The organism is Elusimicrobiaceae bacterium, from assembly GCA_017520185.1.
GTDB lineage: Bacteria > Elusimicrobiota > Elusimicrobia > Elusimicrobiales > Elusimicrobiaceae > Avelusimicrobium.
Genome location: JAFXGO010000030.1, coordinates 80,874 through 101,468, shown reverse-complemented (window position 1 = coordinate 101,468; position 20,595 = coordinate 80,874). Strand labels below are relative to the sequence as shown.

Below are 20,595 nucleotides of genomic sequence, written 5' to 3'. Positions count from 1 at the left end.
TTATACTACAATTTCAGTTAAGGAGTATTTTCTATGGAACCTGTCACCACCGGCGTATCCATTGCGATGTGGATTGCTTTTTGGGTCATCGTTTTGGCGGCCCTGTTTATTGATTTAGCCATTATGAACAAACATAAAGGCCATGTGTCTATCAAAGAAGCTGGCATTATGGTTAGTGCGTGGATTTCTTTGGCCCTGCTTTTCGGGGCGGCCATTTGGTTGTTTGAAGGTCCGCGCCATGCCTTGGAATTCTACACCGGTTATGTGTTGGAATATTCGCTTTCCATAGACAATATGTTTGTCTTTATTATGATTTTCGGCTACTTTGCTGTACCTAATGATTTACAACCCAAAGTGCTTTTATGGGGTATCTTGGGGGCAGTGGCCATGCGCTTTTTATTTATTTTCGTCGGAGTGCAACTCATATCCGCCTTTGCATGGATGATTTATGTGTTTGGAGCCTTATTAATCTTCACCGCCCTTAAAATGCTCTTACAAAAAGAAGACGACAAATTTAATCCCAGCGAATCTTTTATTTTAAAAGTTTTCAAAAAAATCATGCCTATCAAAACCGATTATCATGGAGAAAACTTTTTCATCAAAGAAAATGCCAAATGGTTTGCCACTCCTTTGTTTGCGGCGCTTTTGGTGATTGAAATGTCTGATGTTATTTTTGCCATTGACTCTATTCCGGCCATTTTGGGTATTACGCAGGATACTTTTTTGGTTTATTCCTCCAATATTTTTGCCATTATCGGTTTACGCTCTTTATACTTCTTGCTTTCCGGCATGGCAGGCAAATTCCCGTACCTCAAATATGGCATTTCCGTCATTTTATTTTTTGTGGGGGTCAAGATGATTGTTTCCCACTTTATCAAGATTGCCGTACCTGTTTCTTTGGGTATTATCGTGTTCATTTTGGTGTTATCTATGTTAGCCAGCAAATTCTTTCCGCCGAAAGAAACTGCTAATTAATTGGACAAACTCGGCAATATTTACTAGAATATAAAGACCGAATTTAACTTATATATAAGGAAGGACTTTATGGCGTATAAATGTGCAATCTGTGGCAAAGGCCCCGTCTCCGGCGGTTCTTACAGCCACTCTAACCTCAGAACGAAACGTACCTTCAACCCCAACTTGCAAAAACAAAAAGTGGTGTTGGAAGGCAAAACGCAAACGGCCTACGTGTGCACCAATTGCATCAAAAGCGGACTGGCCAAAAGACCGGCCAAATAAGTCCGGCTTTGCGCTGTTTTTTGTTTTCTGATAGTCAGCCCGCGCTGGTAGTTTGGCGCGGGCTTTTTTATTTAAACGCATAATCGGGGGTGGATATGACGTTTTTTAATAAGTACTTGTGGGCTTTTTCTTTTTTACTGCTGCCCTTGACCTTGCCAGCACAGGAAAACATCGAAGATGTTGATCCTTACGGGCCGTGGATGATTTGTGATATCGACGTAGACGGCCTTAAAAATATCAGCAAACGCACCGTCACCAAAGCGGCACATTCTAAAAAAAGAGAATTGTACGAAAGATATTCCGTCAATGAAGATATTTTGGATATTTCTTCGTTGGGAAATTTTGACAGCGTACAGGTAGATATCTCCCGCAGCAAAGGCTCTGCCAAAGACGAGCTGGGCCAAACCTACCCCTGCCATCGCATCACGTATATCGTAGAAGAAAAACCGATTTTTGACCGAATTACCTATCAGGGCAGGAAAAAATTGGGTAAAAGTGCCATTACCTCTGCCATGACTTTAAAACTTAAAGATCCTTTCAACGAAGGCAAACTCATCAATGACATGGAGCGCATTAAAGCCAAATACGCAGAGAAAGGCTATATTTCCGCTCAAGTAAAATACGAAGTAATCCCCGACGAAAAAACCAATACCGTCACTGTTAATCTAATTATTGATGAAGGCCCTCGCGTAAAGGTGGCCGCTTTGAATTTAAACGGCCTTTCTGACAGTAATGTTTTACCGGCTGAAAAAATTATTAAAAAAGCCTCCAACCGCACCGGAAAAGTATTTAAACCTCAAAACTTACAACGCGATTGGGTAAAAATGGTCTTGTACGGACGCAATGAAGGGTTCAGCGAATTTAATCTTACCGAGCCTAAAATAGACATTAGCCCCGACCAAACAGAAGTGACTCTTTCTTATGACGTGACGGAAGGAGAAAAAGTGAACTTTGGTACAGTTTCTTTTGCCGGCAACAATGTTTTTACTCCGGAGGAATTAAAGGAATCTGTCTATATCCGCGAAGGAAAACTTTACAACCAAAAAGATTTTGATGATACGGTCATCGCCATACAACAGCAGTATGCCAACAAAGGCTATTTGCAAGTACGCGTAGAACCGCAGAAAAACATTGAAAACGGACTATTAAACGTTAATTATGATATCTCTGAAGGAAATGTTTTCTATATCGATAATATTGACGTGACAGGTTATGAAAATACTAAAAAATATGTTTTCACGCGGGAAATCTCCATTAAACCCGGAGATTTGTATGATTCGGCAAAAATCCAACGAAGTCAAACCAAAATTTTTAATTTAGGGTTTATTAATGATGTACAAATCGATATTCAGCCTACCGCCGACCCACAAAAAGTAGATCTCGGCTTTCACGTGACCGAGGGAAGACCCGGCATGTTTACGGCAGGTCTTGCCATGAGTTCTTTAGACGGTCTGTATGGGGAAGTATCCATCAATCACATGAATCTTTTTGGGCGCGCACAACGTTTATCGTTGCGCACCTTGTTCGGTGAAGAAATTTTAGACTACACGGTCAGCTGGTCCACCCCGTGGATTTATGACAAACCTATTTCTCTGGGAGCGGATTTATTTAATACACGTCGTTATCGTTCTTTTTCCGACGAAAACCAAGCTTATACGGAAAAACGCGTCGGTGGTCGCTTGCGTGTAGGGCCGCGCTTTAACGATGATATTTACCAGTTAAGTTTTGGCTACTCTTTTGAAAATATCGACATTTATGACGTGGAAGAAGAATTCCAATGTGCTGCCGGCGTCCCCAGTGACCAATGCATTCCTGAAGGAGACCAATATATGTCCACCTTCAGCGCAGATATTGCCGTAGATACGCGGGATAATATTTGGGACCCGACTTCCGGTTGGCGCAACTCTTTGGGCGTATCTTTGGCCGGCGGTCCGATTGGCGGTGATTTGGACCTGTGGTACTTAAATGCCCGCTCTATTTTTAACCATACCGTCTTAAATATCGGCGGCAATTATCCGATTGTTTTCGTGTTATCCAACAAAATAGGTTCTGTGCGTTCTTATGGCCGCACGAAAGAAGTACCCCCCTATGAAAAATTCTTCTTAGGCGGTGCAGATACCGTACGCGGTTATGAACGCGCCGGCGAAGTAGGTCCTCAATACGGAGGCACCACTTATTATGTAATGAATGCCGAACTTCGCTTTCCGTTGGCTCGCGAAGGCCGCCGTACAATGGCTCAATTTGCTTTGTTTGCCGATATTGGAAACTCGTGGAATCACTTTGACGATGTAGATTTCTCTTTTGGTCCTGAAGATAGCCAATTTAAAGCCGGTGTAGGTGTGGGTTTGCGTTTTACCACTCCTTCCTTGCCCATTCGCATTGACTGGGGCTATGGGTTAAACCATAAGAGCAATGAAGATCGCTCCCACTTTTATTTCAATATTTCTAACATGATGTAAGGATTTTATGCGTAAACTGTTTTGGCTTTTTGTTCTTACAATTCTTGCCTTACCGCTTTCTGCTCAGGAAGCGGTAGGAGAATTGACGCAAGAAGAATTGTCCGTTATAGAATCTATCAAGGCCAAAAACCAAACGACAAGTCAGCCTTCTATACAAGAACCACAAACGGAGCAGGAAGCACTCTCTAATCCAACAGACATCAAACTTTCGCAACAAACCAAACAAGATGCCTTCGCTGAAACAGAAAGTCAAACGGAGGATCTGCCGGAAGAGTTAGCGGTACAAGAACTTACGCAAGAAGAAAAATCTCCTCAAAAATGCCTTTTGGTGGCTTATATTGATATTGATATTGCCTTCAATGAGCACCCTCGCACTCAAGCCGTCAAGAAACAAATTGATCTAAAAATCAAATCCAAACAACGCGAAGTAGAAAACGCTAAAGATATTATCAATGCCTTAGAATTGGAAAACAAACTCCTTTCCAGACAACTGGCTGAATTAAAACCTTTTTACGAAAGAATCATCACGGACCAAATTTTATTGCCCAAAGTGCCGGAGTCGGCAGATACACTGCTTTTAAATAATACTTTAAACCGTCTTATCTTTTCCGGTACGGAAGTATTATCCACTTCCCCCTTGAACTCTCCTGCCAGACTTGATGATTTAACGGAACGCATCGGAGCCAACAAAAAAATCATTGCGGAAAGAAGTTTTTTTATTGATAATTATAAGTATCAGACTCGTGAAGAAATTTTGAGACTGGAGGAGCAAGAAGTCAAAGCCATTTTGCAAGATATTTATAATGAAATAAAGTCTTTTGCCAAAAAACGCAACATTGGGGCGATCGTACGCAAAGACGAAATTTTATACGGACAAGAGCCGGTAAACGTGACGACGGACTTCGTCAACCGACTCAAAAAATCTAAAAAATACCGGAAAAAATAACCGGAGGTATCTATGGAAATCACACTTAAAGAAGTATCTAAAATTACCGGAGCAGAGTTGGTAGGCGATGAAAATTTTACCATTAGACACATTTGCGATTTAACCGCCCCGCAAGCAGACGGTATTTGCTATTTGGTCAGCATTGAGAAAGTGGCTGTCCCCCCCCATTTTACCACCGGCGCCATTATCCTGCCCGAAGCAGCCAAAGGGTTGCCTTTACCTATCAAAACCAATTTCTTGTTTGCCAAAAATCCGGAGTGGGCTTTCAATTTATTAGTTCAATATTGGGACGCACAAACCCCCAAACATACGGCCGGCATTCATCCCACCGCCGTTATCAGCCCATCTGCCAAATTGGGAAACAATGTATCCGTAGGTGCTTACAGCGTGATTGAAGATGATGTAGTCATCGCAGATAATACGGTCATTTTTCCGCAAGTATATGTAGGAAAGCGCACCCAAATCGGACAAAATTGTATTTTATATCCGCAAGTTGTTGTGCGCGAAGACTGCGTGCTTAAAAACCATGTTATTTTGCAACCGGGTGCCAAAATAGGTAATGACGGCTTCGGATTTATGTTCCACGAAGGGCGTCACCACAAAGTGCCGCAAATCGGCAATGTGATTTTGGAAGATGATGTAGAAATCCAAGCTAACAGTTGTGTAGACCGCGCCAAATTAGCACATACAGTAGTTGGAGCCAACACAAAAGTGGACAACTTAGTTCAAATTGCACATAATGTAAAGGTGGGGCAAAGTTGTATTATGTGCGCCCAAGTAGGTGTGGCCGGTACCACTTCCATCGGCAATGGTGTGATAGCCGCAGGCCAAGTGGGTATTATGGGCCATTTAAAAATCGGAAGTGGCATTCAAATCGGCGCCAAGTCCGGCGTGATGGATAATTTGGAAGATGGAAAATCTTATTTTGGCACGCCTGCACGCCCGATGAAAGAAACCCTCAAAATTTTGGCCATTGAGGGAAAATTGCCCGAAATTTACAAAGATTTGAAACTCATTAAAAAGGCTGTGGAAAAATAATTATGAGAAAAACCATTTTAAATACTGTTAGTGTAAAAGGAGTGGGCTTGCACACAGGTGCGCCCTCTACCATGACTTTTAAACCGGCTGAAGACGGCATTCATTTTGTCCGTATAGATATTGCCGGCTCTGAGCCGATTAAGGCAGATTTAGATCATGTAGGATCTACCCTGCGAGGAACAAACTTAAAAAACTCCACCGCAGAAGTATGGACGGTGGAGCATGTCCTTTCCACCTTAAGTGCATTGGGCATTACCGATGTTCTGGTAGAAATGGACGGCCCCGAACCGCCGATTACGGACGGCTCTGCCAATGTATATGCCCAACATTTACAACAGGCCGGTATCCGCGAATTAGCGGGAGATTTGCCTACATTCACTCTTAAACAACCTCTCACCTATTCCTATGGCCCTATTTTCTATAGTGCAGAGCCTTCCGACAAACTGACCGTCACGTTTGTCTATGAACATAAGCATCCGTTGGTTGGCCGCCAAGAATATACCATAGAGTTAAATACCCAAAATTATATGGAACAAATCGCTTCTGCGCGCACCTTTGGGTTTGAAGAAGAATTGGCTTTCTTAAAAGCACATGGCTTGGCTAAAGGCGGCAATTTGGAGAATGCCATCGTGATTGGCAAAGAAAAATATTTAAACGAATTGCGTTTTGCCAACGAATTGGTCCGCCATAAAATTTTAGATTTAGTAGGAGATTTTAGTTTAATCGGCAAACGATTACCTCCGCTAAAAATTACGTGCCGCATGGGAGGGCACAAGCATAATGTGCTATTCGGACGGTTGTTAGTAGCAAACTCGGAGGCTAAATGAGCAAAGTAGAAGATAAGTCTTTGTTGCCGTTGTTATCTATGCCGGTGCAAAGAATCATGGATATTGATGAAATCAAGCAAAATATTCCTCACAGAGAGCCTTTTCTTTTAGTTAATGAAATTCGTATATCAGAAGAAGGAAAAAGTTGTATCGGAATTTACAAAGTGACGGGAGAAGAATATTTTTTCAAAGGACATTTTCCGCAAAAGCCAATTATGCCCGGAGTATTGGTATTGGAAAGCATATCCCAAGCCTTTGGCGGAGCCATGATGCCTCACGTCAACAAAACAGGTAAAGGAATCCCCTTGTTTTTAGGCGTTGAAAACGCTAAATTTAGAGGGATGGTCGTGCCTGGTGACACTTTAGAAATGCCCATACAGGTGCTAAGACTTGGCAAGCTTTCGCGTATTTTCGCGCAAGCGTACGTCAACGGAAAGCTCTGTGTAGAGGCGAACCTGATGTTTATCTTAGGAGAAAACCTACATGTCTGACAACCTCATTCATCCCACCGCTATCATTGACCCTAGCGCTAAGATTGATCCTTCCACTGTGATAGGTCCGTATACTGTTATCGGGCCGAGAGTCACTATCGGAAAGGACAACCGCATTGGGCCGTTCTGTATTATTGAAAATACAGTTATGGGCGATGGCAATGAACTTATTGGACACGCTACTATCGGCGTGAAGCCGCAGGATTTATCCTACGACGATTCCATGCAAAGCATGGTAGAAATGGGAAATGGCAATAAAATTCGCGAATGCGTCACCATTCACCGCTCTACCAAATTAGATGTACCTACCCGCATTGGGAATAATTGTCTGTTGATGGCCAATTCCCATGTGGCGCATGATTGCCAACTAGGCAATAATATTATCTTGGGCAACTGTACCGGTGTAGCCGGTCACGTACAAATTGCCGATAGAGCCATTGCTTCCGGCTTAGTAGGAGTGCACCAATTTGTACGTATCGGCAGACAATCCATGATTTCCGGCGGTTCTATGACCGTACTTGATATTCCGCCCTATTGTACGGCTCAGGGAGAGCGTGCCCGTTTGGTGGGTTTAAACGTCATCGGCATGCGCAGAGCCGGCATGAGCAGAGATGAAATTATGGCAGTTAAACGCGCCTTTAAGACGCTTTTCCGCTCTAAAATGTTGCTCAAAGATGCTATTGCCCAATTGGAAGCAGAAAATCCTATTCCTCCTGTACAGGAAATGCTGGATTTCTGCAAAAACACCCAGCGTGGCATCGCTTCTGTGAGATGCAAAAATAGTGACTCTGATGAAGAATAACAAACTGGGCATCATTGCCGGCGAAGGCAAGATGCCCGTTTATATCGCCCGCGAAGCGACGGAAAAAGGTGTAGAAGTTTTCGTCCTCGCCATTAAAGCAAACGCCCGAGAAGCAGATTTTCAGGGTGCGGCGACTGTTTTCAAAGAAATGCGCATCGGCCAATTGGGGGCTGCCATTAAGTTCTTTCAAGAGAATCAGGTGACCCAAATTATTATGGCAGGACGTGTGCAACATAGCACTATTTTTAAAAATTTAATGCCTGATTTGCGTGGGGCCAAGTTCTTAGCCTCGCTCAAATCTATGCAAACCAGCTATCTCTTATCCAAAATCATGGATGAGTTTAAAAAAGAAGGATTGGAGTTTATCAATTCTGCCCAATACTTGCAGCATTATATGCCCAAGAAAGGGCTTCTTTCGCACCGAAAACCAAGCCAAGAAGAACTACAAACCGTTGAATATGGCTATAAGATCGCCAAAGGTATCGCCGATTTGGACATCGGCCTTACTTGTGTAGTCAGTCAGAGTGCGGTTATTGCCGTGGAAGGTATGGAAGGGACGGATAATTGCATCCGTCGTGCGGGAGAATTGTATAAAAACTCCGCCGAAAAAAGTTCCAGCGTAGCGGTGGTAAAAGTGGCACGTTCTGCACAAGACAACCGCTTTGATTTACCCGTTGTAGGCAAAGGAACTATAGAATCTGTCGTACAGGCAGGTTTTAAAGTGCTTGCTTTTGAGGCTGAAAAAACATTGGTCTTGGATTTAGAGGAAGTTGTCGCGTTAGCTAATCAACATCATCTGTGTTTAATGGCTATTTAGTTTAAAATTGAATCTAATGAAAAACGCAAGGCCAAAGCCTTGCGTTTTTTAGGTTCAATTTATTTTTGTTTTCTAAAGTTTTTAGCCTGTTCAAAAGTTTCTTGTTGAGAAAAAGCCGTCATGGCAAAACTGGTCACTTTGCTGGTAAACATCTCCAAACTGGAAATAGAACGTATCACCGCATCAACAATCGTGCCCTTATCAAATTCTCTTTCCACCATCTCCAATATGGCATTGGCCTCACGCGGGGCCATAATCATCTCCACACCACAGTTAATCATCTTAAGCGCGGCGGCGGATTCATTTTTAATACGGCTCTTATACAACGGCGCCCCGATTACACATCCTTTGTAATTTAAACGTTTTTTCAAAAGATCTTTGATAATGTTTTCAGACATCATGGCTCTATTGGCCGGGTCAATATTAGCAAAAACCATATCAGAGGGCATTACGGCATCTGCACGCCTAAACATATGCTTATACGGCACAAATTCCGCATCTTCCATTTGGGCCAATGTTTTTAAAAATCCGCTAACACCCGGAAAGTATTTCACACAATTTAGCAAACCGCCATTGGATACGCCGGCCACATAATCGCCTGACATACGAGCCACCAACATCGGTGTTTCACAAAAAGCGGGGCTTTGATATCCTACGTCCACAACCGGAGCTAAAAGCCAATCTATCCCTATACTACGAGCCATACGCGCACTAATAAGCCCTTTGCGGTAGGCGCCCTCCGTATCGGCATTTTTCCCCAACTCAGCATTGCTGGGAAGGGTGGGGGCATCGGTCACTACTTCAGACAAATCTTCCTCTATGTCAGCACAAATTAAAAGGTGGTCATAGGGGGAGGCCTCCCTTACCGTATCAATAAAATTTTTCGTTTGAGCGGCCGTTGCCCCATATACACAAAAGCCACCCACTCCGCGCTTTGCCTGCTCTTTAGCAAGGTTTATATCACTTTGTCCAAACCAAAAACCGGGAAAAACTATACGGGTGGGTTTCATAAATTCTCCTTATTGCAATATAGAAGGAAATAGGGCTTCTTCCGTTGAGGAAGCAGGTATATCTTCATAATCTCCCTCATAAGAGTCTTCGGACGTTTCTATCACATCGGGTCTGATCTGCGGCTTTTGCGGAGTTTGCAACCATTGTATAAGTTCCTCCGTCACCCATTTATCCAGCATTTCATGCCCTTTTAAATGATAGGCGGTAGCGAAGGTCACTTTACCTTCACCGCTGGAAAGAAAAGATACATTGCGCATAACGCTGGCTTCTAAGAAATTCTTTTTATCATCGGCTGCAGAAGCAATAAAAACATTGCCTTTATACACACGTAAAGCCGAAATAGGCAGCACATCGCGAAAATTCGTCACCGGAGTTAACAAAGCCACACCGGCCACATTAGGCCACAAGCTAGCAGACTTCGCCGCCACATTAGCCCCCATACCGGCCCCGACTAAGAAAACGTCTTCTTCAGGCACTCCTTTCCCTTTCAAATAATCCATAGCGGCATTCACATCTCGGGTCATTTTATTATAGTCATTATCTACACCTTCTTTGGCAAACGAACTGTAAACCCCTTTGCCGATGCTTTTGCCATGACCGCGCAAATCCAAAGCCAAATAACCAAACCCCTTCTCCGTTAACTTAGCGGAAAAAGTGGCAAAATCCACATAACTTTTGCCCACGTCATGCAACAAAAGCAACGTTTTTTGATTTTCTTCTGCCGGCTGATACAAAGCAGAAATAGCCCAACCGTCCTGCGTTTGAAACCCCGCCGGACGGCCTTTCATTTCTTCTTGAGCAAATACGGGCATAGCCATCAAAGCAGCCATCACCCACAAGCCTATTTTTTTCATTTCAATACTTCTTCCGGTTTAAACCACAAATTAATTTCGCGTTGGGCTTCTTCCGGCGTGCCGGAAGCATGGACGGCATTTTGCATGACGCCATTTTTAATGCAACCGAACTGACCACGCAATGTATATGGTTCCGCTTTTTCCGGATTAGTGGCACCCAAAGCGGCGCGTACGCGTGCTACCGCATTTTCTCCGCGCAAGACAAAAGCATGAATGCGGTGATCGGGCAAATTATTATACTGCCCCATCATAAACTTCAATACTCCGTCTAAAAAGGGACTGCCTTGTAAATTAGCATAATGCTCCCGCAAAAGTTCTTCGGTCGCGCATACCACTTTGGCACCGGCAATCTCTAACCCCAGCGCTTCAAAGCGGCTTAAAATAATGCCCGTCAGTCTTTTTTCAATGGCATCGGGCTTGATTAAAATAAGTGTTTGTTCCATAAGCATATTATACCTAAAAAAGCTTTACTAGTTCTTCGTTCCTTACGCGCGTAGTTATGATATAATAAAATGAACAACAGAAGGATTTCTCTATGACAAATACAAACCATTCATTGGCAGAAAATATTTTAATTGTAGCCGGAGATGTTTCCGGAGATTTGCACGCTGCCAATTTAATCCGAGAAATAAAAACTTTACGCCCTCAAATAAATATCACTGCTATTGGCGGAAGACTCATGAAACAAGAGGCAGATTCTTTCCTGTTTGACTTAGCAGCACAAGGAGCAACCGGTTTTGTTGAGCCTCTTAAAAAAATGCCGTTATGGTTAAATTTGTTAAAGCAAATCCGCCAATATATGACCGAACAAAAACCCTGCGCTGTGATTGCGGTGGATTTTTACGGCTTTAATCATCAAGTGTTAAACATCGCTTCTGAATTGCAAATCCCCGTTTTTTATTATGTGGCACCGCAAGTATGGGCCAGCCGGCAGTATCGGGCCAAACAATTAGCACGCCTTACCCAAAAAATGTTTGTCATTTATCCCTTTGAGCCGAACTTTCATAAAAAATTTGGCGGAAATGCTGTGTTTAGAGGAAACCCCTTGTTAGACATTATGCCGGAGCCGACAGAACACATCTATTCGGCTGAAGATGTAAAGCATAAAGAGTGGAAACTAGGTCTTTTACCAGGAAGCCGCAATAGCGAAATTTCGCGCCTTACGCCGGCTTTCTATCAAGCATTTAAATTGATCCTCAAAGAGTTTCCCAATACACAGGCTTATTTGTTTGCTTTGCCCGATGCTGATGAAAAGAAGTTTTTAGCCTTATTGGGCGAAGAACCCCACCCCAATTTTCATATCATAAAAGATAAAAATTATGAATTAAGAAGCAGAATGGATTTCTTGTTGGCTTGTTCCGGTACGGCCACGTTGGAAAATGCCCTCTTGGGTGTGCCGATGGTCGTGGCGTACAAAATGTTCTGGCCCACTTATCAAATTGCCAAAATGGTGATTAAAGTAAAACATATTTCTTTGGTCAATATCTTGGCACAGAAAGAAGTGGTCAAAGAACTCATTCAAGACAAGGCCAGCCCCGAAGCGCTTGCTCAAGAAACCATATCTATGTTCCAAAACCCTGCTAATCTGCAAGCCCAAAGAGATGAACTTTTAAAATTACGGGCCAGCTTGGGAGAAAAAGGGGTCGCTCATCGTGCGGCCAAAGAGATTTTGGAAGATATAGGAAAATACTAACTCATGCAACTAAAAGATCTTATCGTCCAATTTAAAGAATATAATCCTAATGCAGACACTTCTTTGTTAGAGAAGGCCTACTCTTTTGCCTACAAGGCACATAAAGAGCAAAAAAGAGAAACCGGAGAACCCTACTTCAACCATTGCGCAGCCGTAGCCCAAATTTTATTGGATTTTAAAATGGACGAAGAAACGGTGTGTGCGGGACTGTTGCATGATACAGTGGAAGATACCGGTGTCACGACGGAAGATTTAAAAAGAGAGTTTAACAAAGATATTGCACATATGGTGCAAGGGGTCACCAAAATCAGCGATTTAAAATTTTCTTCCACTGATGAAGAAACGGTGGAAAACTGGCGCAAGATGCTGATTGCCGTAGCGGAAGATGTGCGCGTGATTTTGATTAAATTGGCAGACCGCACCCATAATATGCGCACTATGGATGTTATGCCACCGGAAAAACAAAAATTCAAATCTTACGAAACGATTACTTTATATGCTCCGTTGGCCCAACGTTTGGGTATGTTTACCATCAAAACAGAATTGGAAGATTTGGCTTTTAAATACTTGCATCCGCAAGATTTTGTAGATTTGGTGGCCCAAGTAGAAAAACGTACCGCAGACCGTGAATTTGCGCTAAGTGAGTTCAAACGTTTATTAGAGCCCGCCTTGAAGGAAGAAAATTTGGACTATCGTTTGCTTTCCCGCGCCAAAAATTATTATTCCATTTACAGAAAAATGCAAAAGCAAAACCTCTCTTTTGCCGAAATTCAAGATTCTTTGGGTGTACGTATCATTACCAAAAATTTACAAGACTGTTATAAAGCATTAGGAATCGTTCACTCCCATTTCAAACCCTTAGCAGGCACTTTTACCGACTATATTGCCACCCCCAAAGCCAACATGTACCAAAGTATCCACACCACCGTCTTGGTGCCGACGGGCGATATTGTAGAGATACAAATTCGCACAGAAGAAATGCACCGCACCTGTGAATATGGTATCGCGGCCCACTGGAGGTACAAACTAGGCGGTAAAAAAGACAAAAACTTTGACGAAAAAATCAACTGGATTCGCCAATGGATTGAATGGCAAAGAGACCTTACCGCCCCTCGTGAATTTTTGGAAGGGTTTCAAACCGACATTAACTTACAGCAAGTATTTGTATTCACACCGCAAGCAGACGTAAAGCCACTGCCGGACGGGGCCACCCCCATAGATTTTGCCTATGCTATTCATACAGACATTGGAGACCGCTATATGGGAGCCAAAGTCAACAACCGTATGGTGCGTATGGATTATGTATTTAAAACCGGTGATGTTTGTGAAATCATTACCAAGAAAAATGCTGAACCGAAACGAGATTGGTTGGAATTTGCCAAAACGGCCAATGCTCGCAGCCGCATCAAACGTTATTTAAGAAATCATGGAGAGGAAATCTAATGCCGCATTCCAACATGGAACTGACTGAGCAAGAACAACTTTTGATGCAACAGGTACTTAAAAAATACCATAGTCGTTGTACACGTTGTCAACAAACGATTGATGAAACGGATTGCTATTGTCGCCATTGTGGGAAAGCACTTCGCCCGTATATGGGGTTTTGGTATGATCACGGCGGAATTTTGCTATGTACTTTAATAGCTGGCCCTCTTTCTTTGTTTCCTTTGTGGCTATCACAAAAACTCAATCTTAAAGCCAAAATTCTTTGGACTGTGGGAATTGGTTTAGTTTCTACGTACCTTTTTTACGCATTGTACCAATCTTATCTATTGTTTAAGCAAACTCTTTCCTTAATGATATAGCACAGGATTTATTTCCCATTTTTTTATCTTTTTTTGGTAAAATATGGAGTACGTTTGTTTTCAATAAATGTAAGGAGACACACATGACGAAAGAAGAAGTACAAAACAACGTCCCCCAACAAGGTCATCCTAAAGGCTTGTACATGCTCTTTATGGTTGAAATGTGGGAACGTTTTAACTACTACGGTATGAGAGCGCTGCTCGTATATTTTATGACAAGCGCTGTGATCGGTTTTTCCGATCCTCAAGCCTACAAAATCTATGGTTGGTTTACTGCTTTGGTATACCTTACCCCTGTAATTGGCGGTTGGATTGCCGATAATTATATCGGAAAAAGACGTTCTATCACCATAGGTGCTATTTTGATGGCTTTAGGTCAATTTACTTTGGCCTCTTATGGGTTTATGCCGGCCAGAACAGCGTTGTTTGCCGGTTTGGCATTAATCATCATCGGTAATGGTTTTTTCAAACCGAATATTTCCAGCATCGTGGGTGAACTTTACCAGCCCAATGATCCGCGCAGAGATGCCGGCTTCACCATTTTCTACATGGGTATCAACGTGGGTGCTTTTATCGCTCCGTTTGTCACCGGTTATGTAGGCGAAGTGACCACCACTTCCCCCGCTTGGGTAGATTGGAGATGGGGTTTCGTAGCTGCCGGCGTGGGTATGGTAATCGGTTTAATTTGGTACTTAGCCCAACAAAACAGATTCTTGGGTGAAATCGGTCTTTACCCCGTATCTCAACACAAAACTGCCAAAGCAGCTGAAGAAGATAAGCCCTTAACCGCTGAAGATAAAGATAAAATCAAAGCCGTATTTACCTTTACCTTTATTGCCATTTTCTTCTTTGCTTTCTTTGAGCAGGCCGGTTCTTCTTTGAGCAAATTTGCCCAAACCTCTGTTGCTTTGCCCACTTTCAACCTTTTTGGTTGGAGTTTGGAAATCAAGGCATCTTGGTTCCAATCCATTAACCCTATTGCCGTAGTTATTTTGGCTCCGTTGTTTGCCAAAATGTGGATTAAATTGGGCACCAAAGGCAAAGAACCCTCTATCCCCATAAAATTCGCTTTAGGCGTATTTTTGACGGGTTTTGGTTTCTTAGTATTGGCCATCGGCTCCACTTTCTTAACCCCCGAACATCAAATCAATATGATGTGGTTGGTTGCTTTGTACATCATTCACACCTGCGGTGAGCTCTGCTTGTCACCGGTAGGATTGTCTATGGTGACCAAGTTGGCCCCTGCCAAATTCATGTCCATGTTAATGGGTGTGTGGTTGGCCTCCTCTTTCTTCGGAAACTTGATGGGTGGATATTTTGCTACTTTGTCTGCAGAATTAAAATCCATTACCACCTTCTTTACCATTCCGGCCATTACCTTGATGGTTTTTGGTTTGTTGGTTTGGTTGTTTTCCGGAAAAATCAAAAGTTGGATGCATGGCGTCAACTAAGAAATATTTTTCTTCAAAACCCCGCTTTTTACAAGGCGGGGTTTTTTATTTTGCTTTTTCTTAAAATATATTTATTTCCCCTCTTTTAAAACCTTCTTTTTTATGGTACCATCTATATAGGCCGCCTTGTAGCAAAGGACGGTGGTTGTTTTTTATACTTAATTCACGAGGAATTACTATGACAAAAAGAACCCCCATTATTGCCGGAAACTGGAAAATGCACAATACATTAGCTGAATCTGCCGCTTTGATTGAAGCCTTAAAAACAGCTGGCAACAAAAATGAAGCCGAAGTAATCGTCGCTCCGTCTTTCACCTCTTTAGCCAAAGTGGCTGAATTAGCCAAAGGCTCTCACATTCAAGTTTCTTGCCAAGACGTACATTGGGAAGATAAAGGTGCTTTCACTAGCGCCGTTTCCCCCGTACAAGCCAAAGATGCCGGTGCTACCCATGCCATTTTAGGACATAGCGAACGCCGTAGCGTATTTGGAGATACAGATGAAATTTTGAACAAAAAAGTAGCCGCTGCTTTGCGTCATGGTTTAACCATCATCTTCTGCGTAGGCGAAACTTTGCAAGAACGCGAAGCCAATGAAACCATCGCCGTTATTAACGGTCAATTAGAAAATGGTTTAAAAGGCTATAGTGCTGAAGACTTAAAAGGTTTAATCATTGCTTATGAACCCGTATGGGCCATCGGTACCGGCAAAACCGCCACACCGCAACAAGCCCAAGAAGTACATGCCGCCATTCGCCAATTTTTGGCCGACAAATATGGACAAGAATATGCTGATGCTACCCGCATTTTATACGGTGGCAGCGTAAAAGACAGCAATGTGGACGAAATTATGGCCCAACCGGACGTAGACGGTGCTTTAGTAGGCGGGCAAGCCTTGTTGGCTGATAAATTCGCTCGTATCATTAACTTTAACTAAGGAGTTTTTATGAACTTAGCCAAATACATTGACCACACCTTACTCAAACCGCAAGCTTCACAATCCGAAATCAAAGCCCTGTGCGAAGAAGCACGCCAATATGGCTTTTTCAGTGTTTGTGTCAATCCGTATTGGGTTTCTTTCTGCAAAGAACAACTCAAAGGAAGCGATGTAAAAGTATGTACGGTAATCGGTTTTCCGCTAGGGGCCAATACAACCGAAGTCAAAGTATTAGAAGCTAAGGACGCTTTGAAAAATGGCGCCGATGAATTAGACATGGTAGTCAATCTCGGCGCCGTTAAAAGCCAAGATTGGCAAACCGTTTTGGCCGATATAGAGGCCTTGCGCCACGCCGGTGAAAATTTCACTTTAAAAGTCATTATTGAAACTTCCGTTTTAACGGAAGAAGAAAAGGTAAAACTTTGCCAGTTATGTACGCAGGCCAAGGTTGATTTTGTAAAAACCTCTACCGGTTTTACCGGTGGCGGTGCTACGGCAGAAGACGTAAAACTCATGAAAGAAAATATCTCCGCCGATATGCAGGTCAAAGCCTCCGGTGGTGTGCGCACGCGGGAAGATTTTGACAAAATGGTAGCCGCCGGTGCCACCCGCATCGGAGCCAGTGCCGGAGTTAAAATCGTAGAGGAAAAATGATTACTCAGTGGGATATCATCTCTAATATCAGTGCTAAAGATAATTCCATCTTATACACTTTGCTTATTGATGGGACGGAGCATGATGCGCGCTTGATTGCCAAAAAATTACAAGGCTATGCACAAGCGCCGACACCGGCTTTAGCCCCTTATGTATATAGTTTTTCTTTGCCTAATGATTTAGATGAAGATACCCTAGAAAAAATACGTACTGCCGTACGAGAAGGCATCGAACAAGCCAAAAAAGTAAATGAATTTGTGCCGGGCGGTTCTTTTGGAAATACTTTGTTTAATGAAAATGTTTCTAAAGAAGACAAGGCCTTCCCTACTTTTTTGACGTTAGATCCATCTGCCAGTTTTTTCCAACCGTCTACTTCTGAAGAAATTGCTTCGGTGAATTTAGATGTAGAAGAGTTGGACGGTTTTCAACACAGGCAGATTAATTTAGATACCATCCGAAGCACTGATATACCTACGGTAGAGTTGGCTCAGTCGGCTCCGGAAATAACGGAAAGAGATTTTTCTGAAGAAAAAACGAAAGAAGAACCGATTGTATTACCCGAAATTACACCATCTTCTGAACCGATGGCAGATCCTGTAAGTGTAGTCAAAGAAATTGACCTTGACCAACCTAAAACCGAAGAAAAACCGCAGGAAACAGATTCTTTTTCTTTAGACGATGGTAATGCAGAAAAACTACCGACAGAAAAACTTCCTTCCGTTGTTTCATCTCCTATCTCAGAACCGGAAACGCAACCGGAAATACAAGAGGATTTGGAGGCTCAAGAAATGCCTATTACCAACGATGATATGCTAAATGCAGACATGGAAAGTTCTGTTTTAGAACAACCGTTGGAAGATATTTTTTCGGCAGAGACCAAATACGATATGTTCTTAGATTTGAGCAAATTGTCTTCTGAGGATAACCAACAGTCCACTCAAGTTAAACAAGAAGAACAAAAGAAACAAGAAGAATTATCCTTGCAAAAACAAACTTTCCCCGCACAAGACGCGAGCGCAGCGGAAATGGATACGGAAAATAATTCCTTCAATATCTTTGACCAAAAAATAAAAGATCAAACTTGTTTCGTTGATTTAGAAGACGTAAAACAAATTACAGAGCGTATTACGCAAAAGGATTTGGGGTTTGTAGAGCATGCCCATTTAGATAGCACACAACCGGATAAAGCGGTGGAAATAGTTTCAGAGGCTGAGAAACCTGAGGAGCAAAGACATATTCCTCTCCCGCCAAAGCCGACTCTTTCCGTACCAATACCTTTTAGTCGCTTTGAACATCAAAAAGATAAAAAGGAAGAAGTGCTGGATCCTTTTGAGCAATTATTGGCTTCTGCGGCCCAAAAAGAAGAAGACAGTCAGGCAACGTCAAACGAATTGCCACAAGAACAACCGATTTTGCAGGACCAAACCCCACAGGAACCCCCTGTGCAAAGAGTTTTTCCTGCATCAGATATAGATGGACATTCTACGGTTCCTCAAGAAGACAAACAAGATGTCTCTGTGCAGGAACCTTTGCCTCAACCGGATTTATCCGGTCAAACGGAGCGGGAAAATAGGGTTATCCCGCCCCCGGCTGCACCCATTATGGAGAAAAAAACTATGTCAGAAAATACAGGGGATAAAAAACCAATTTTACGCATTAAACCAAAAGTACAAGCACCGGTACCTCCGGCTCCTGCGGCTCCTTTACCGCCGGCTCCTGCGGCTCCCAAAGCACCGACCGCGCCTGAGGCGCCTGTTGCCAAACCGGTTCCCCCTGTTGTTGCGCCTGTAGAGGCGGTGCCTCCGGCTCCTGTTCAAACGGCTGCGCCGGCCCCTGCTCCTCAAGAGGAAAAGCATCATACGGTCTTGCGTAGACGTCGCCCCAGCGCAAGCACTATTTTAGAAAAGACCAGAACGATTGACCACTCTATTGAGTTGCCCCTTTCTGAACTTAAAAAGCATAATTGGCCCTTAGAGGTTCCTTTGATTCCTACTTATACATTGGAAAATATGACGATATCGGTCAATCGCTTTGCCCATGCTACGGCTATTTCTGTCATTGATAATCCGGGTCATCTGTACAACCCGCTTGTCTTGCACGGAGCCAGCGGCACCGGTAAAACGCATTTTCTGCATGCTATCGGTTATGCTTTGTCCAAAAAATTCGGGCAGGAAAACATTTTTATCACCAACGGTGTTCGCTTATCGCGCGGCATTCAACGTTATATCATGGAAGGCAATATTGCTAAGTTTGAAGAATTTACCAACAATGCCAAAGCCATTTTGATTGACGATATTCACTTGATTGCCGTCAATGAGCAAAACCGGGCTCACCTTTCCAAATTGCTGAACGATTTTAGAGCGCAACACAAACAAATTGTCGTCACTTCTAAATATCCGCCGGAAAGTTTGGCCAAGTTGGAAGAATTATTAAACTTCAAATTAGATTCCGGCTGGATTTCCGAATTAAAAGATGCTGCCGGCAAGACCCGTTCTCAAATTATTCAAAAAATGTTATTATCCAATAACATCAATATCACCGACGAAGAATCCACCCGTTTCTTTGGTAAGCCAAATATGTCCTTAGGTACGGTCAACAGGGCCATTCGTCGCGTACGCGTTTTGGAACGTTTAATATTTCCACAACTTGCTCCGGAGCAACGTTCTTCCAAAAATATTTTTGACCAATTATTGGCCACCACCGGAGAGGACCGATCCAGCCAGGTTGCCATTCGCGACATTTCTGAAATTGGAAACACAGCCGTAGAAGGAAATGGGGAATGGGGCCGGATTGGCTTTTTCTATCCGCAAAACAATTCCAATATGATGAATTGGATGCTCTTTGCCTTGCAACAACGTGCTAAGGAACTAGGCATTCCGGGAGGACCGGAACTGTCTGTGCGTTCTTCTTATTCCACAGACAGCATCATTTCCTCCGCTTTTAAAATTGCCAATCTCTGTGACAATAAAAAATTAAAAGGAGCCGTTATTTTAGGGCCGGAATTGGGCATCTGCGAATCTTCTGTCAGAGAAAACTTCTATGATATTTTGACGCATATGTTAGAAATTATGCTCATTCGTTGTGGAGTCATCAATTATGAAAACGTTAATGCCCCCAGCACGTATGTCAAAATCATATCGGAGTTGTTAAGATGAAAAAGTTAGTTCTTTTATTAACGGGTCTTTTTTGTTTTGCCGCGTGCGGCGGGTTAAATAGTGCCGTCAAAGACGGTGCGATAGCACCCTCTTTTAATGACACTTTACTGGACGAAGATTATCTTTGGGTGCGTGGATTTGGGGCAGCAAACCCCAACCACAAATCTGACTCTCAACGCCGCATCTTATCCAGAGAAGCCGCCATCGCACATGCTTATCAAAGAGCTACCGAAGTTATTTATGGAGCAAATTTGCAAAGCAATGTGCAGATTGTAGATGCTGTTTCCGAAGGATCTACCATCCACACTTCTGCTGCGGGGGTACTTAGTTATATGGAATTAGTATCCACCGAATATTTAGAAGATGGCGCTTGCACCGTCATTATGCGTGTAAGCAAAGAAAAACTGCAATAACTCACC

General features: G+C 43.0%; 20 protein-coding genes. 17 read left to right on the top strand and 3 right to left on the bottom strand.

From position 1 onward, the window contains the following. The first annotated feature begins 33 nt into the window (after positions 1-33). From IKL48_05385 to lpxI, 9 genes are all read left to right on the top strand, one after another. A complete protein-coding gene (locus IKL48_05385; GenBank protein ID MBR3604084.1) occupies positions 34-975 on the top strand; it encodes a TerC family protein in 942 nt (313 codons plus the stop codon). 69 nt (positions 976-1,044) lie between these two features. Next, positions 1,045-1,239: a 50S ribosomal protein L28 gene (locus IKL48_05380; GenBank protein MBR3604083.1), complete on the top strand. Its 195-nt coding sequence runs from the start codon at positions 1,045-1,047 to the stop codon at positions 1,237-1,239. A 95-nt stretch (positions 1,240-1,334) separates the two neighbouring features. Then, positions 1,335-3,698, top strand: coding sequence for an outer membrane protein assembly factor BamA (bamA, locus tag IKL48_05375; GenBank protein MBR3604082.1), 2,364 nt, complete (start codon positions 1,335-1,337; stop codon positions 3,696-3,698). Between the two features lie 7 nt (positions 3,699-3,705). After that, a complete protein-coding gene (locus IKL48_05370) occupies positions 3,706-4,644 on the top strand; it encodes a hypothetical protein (protein ID MBR3604081.1) in 939 nt (312 codons plus the stop codon). A gap of 12 nt (positions 4,645-4,656) precedes the next feature. Further along, complete coding sequence (gene lpxD, locus IKL48_05365; GenBank protein MBR3604080.1) at positions 4,657-5,682, top strand: UDP-3-O-(3-hydroxymyristoyl)glucosamine N-acyltransferase; 1,026 nt, start codon at positions 4,657-4,659, stop codon at positions 5,680-5,682. A 2-nt stretch (positions 5,683-5,684) separates the two neighbouring features. Then, positions 5,685-6,509 carry a UDP-3-O-[3-hydroxymyristoyl] N-acetylglucosamine deacetylase gene (lpxC, locus tag IKL48_05360; protein ID MBR3604079.1) on the top strand — a complete coding sequence of 275 codons (825 nt, stop codon included), beginning with the start codon at positions 5,685-5,687 and terminating at the stop codon, positions 6,507-6,509. Next, complete coding sequence (fabZ, locus tag IKL48_05355; GenBank protein MBR3604078.1) at positions 6,506-7,000, top strand: 3-hydroxyacyl-ACP dehydratase FabZ; 495 nt, start codon at positions 6,506-6,508, stop codon at positions 6,998-7,000. Before lpxC ends, fabZ begins: the two co-directional genes overlap by 4 nt. After that, on the top strand, positions 6,993-7,802 hold the full coding sequence (lpxA, locus tag IKL48_05350) for an acyl-ACP--UDP-N-acetylglucosamine O-acyltransferase (protein MBR3604077.1): 810 nt from the start codon (positions 6,993-6,995) through the stop codon (positions 7,800-7,802). The genes fabZ and lpxA overlap by 8 nt, the downstream gene beginning before the upstream one ends. Continuing rightward, positions 7,792-8,619, top strand: coding sequence for a UDP-2,3-diacylglucosamine diphosphatase LpxI (gene lpxI / locus IKL48_05345; GenBank protein MBR3604076.1), 828 nt, complete (start codon positions 7,792-7,794; stop codon positions 8,617-8,619). The genes lpxA and lpxI overlap by 11 nt, the downstream gene beginning before the upstream one ends. Positions 8,620-8,678: 59 nt before the next feature. Here lpxI and IKL48_05340 read toward each other — a convergent pair whose 3' ends face one another. From IKL48_05340 to IKL48_05330, 3 genes are read right to left on the bottom strand one after another with little or no spacing between them, the layout of a single operon-like run. After that, a complete protein-coding gene (locus IKL48_05340; GenBank protein ID MBR3604075.1) occupies positions 8,679-9,629 on the bottom strand; it encodes a glycoside hydrolase family 3 protein in 951 nt (316 codons plus the stop codon). A 9-nt stretch (positions 9,630-9,638) separates the two neighbouring features. After that, complete coding sequence (locus IKL48_05335; protein ID MBR3604074.1) at positions 9,639-10,484, bottom strand: alpha/beta fold hydrolase; 846 nt, start codon at positions 10,482-10,484, stop codon at positions 9,639-9,641. Further along, positions 10,481-10,927: a nucleoside-diphosphate kinase gene (locus IKL48_05330; protein ID MBR3604073.1), complete on the bottom strand. Its 447-nt coding sequence runs from the start codon at positions 10,925-10,927 to the stop codon at positions 10,481-10,483. The genes IKL48_05335 and IKL48_05330 overlap by 4 nt, the downstream gene beginning before the upstream one ends. A 92-nt stretch (positions 10,928-11,019) precedes the next feature. Between IKL48_05330 and lpxB the strand changes: the two genes are divergently transcribed. The 8 genes from lpxB to IKL48_05290 all read left to right on the top strand — a co-directional run bounded on the left by lpxB (position 11,020) and on the right by IKL48_05290 (position 20,589). Then, complete coding sequence (gene lpxB, locus IKL48_05325) at positions 11,020-12,177, top strand: lipid-A-disaccharide synthase (GenBank protein ID MBR3604072.1); 1,158 nt, start codon at positions 11,020-11,022, stop codon at positions 12,175-12,177. A gap of 3 nt (positions 12,178-12,180) precedes the next feature. Further along, complete coding sequence (locus IKL48_05320; protein MBR3604071.1) at positions 12,181-13,620, top strand: bifunctional (p)ppGpp synthetase/guanosine-3',5'-bis(diphosphate) 3'-pyrophosphohydrolase; 1,440 nt, start codon at positions 12,181-12,183, stop codon at positions 13,618-13,620. After that, positions 13,620-13,982, top strand: a complete 363-nt coding sequence (locus tag IKL48_05315; protein ID MBR3604070.1) for a hypothetical protein — start codon at positions 13,620-13,622, stop codon at positions 13,980-13,982. Before IKL48_05320 ends, IKL48_05315 begins: the two co-directional genes overlap by 1 nt. A gap of 83 nt (positions 13,983-14,065) precedes the next feature. Beyond that, entirely contained in the window at positions 14,066-15,433 is a 1,368-nt protein-coding gene (locus tag IKL48_05310; GenBank protein MBR3604069.1) for a peptide MFS transporter, read from the top strand. 178 nt (positions 15,434-15,611) lie between these two features. Then, positions 15,612-16,367 (top strand): triose-phosphate isomerase, encoded by a 756-nt coding sequence (locus IKL48_05305; GenBank protein MBR3604068.1) that lies wholly within the window; start codon positions 15,612-15,614, stop codon positions 16,365-16,367. Positions 16,368-16,376: 9 nt separating this feature from the next. Beyond that, positions 16,377-17,021, top strand: coding sequence for a deoxyribose-phosphate aldolase (deoC, locus tag IKL48_05300; protein ID MBR3604067.1), 645 nt, complete (start codon positions 16,377-16,379; stop codon positions 17,019-17,021). After that, positions 17,018-20,176, top strand: a complete 3,159-nt coding sequence (locus IKL48_05295) for an ATP-binding protein (GenBank protein ID MBR3604066.1) — start codon at positions 17,018-17,020, stop codon at positions 20,174-20,176. Before deoC ends, IKL48_05295 begins: the two co-directional genes overlap by 4 nt. After that, positions 20,173-20,589 carry a hypothetical protein gene (locus IKL48_05290; protein MBR3604065.1) on the top strand — a complete coding sequence of 139 codons (417 nt, stop codon included), beginning with the start codon at positions 20,173-20,175 and terminating at the stop codon, positions 20,587-20,589. The genes IKL48_05295 and IKL48_05290 overlap by 4 nt, the downstream gene beginning before the upstream one ends. Positions 20,590-20,595 lie beyond the last annotated feature (6 nt).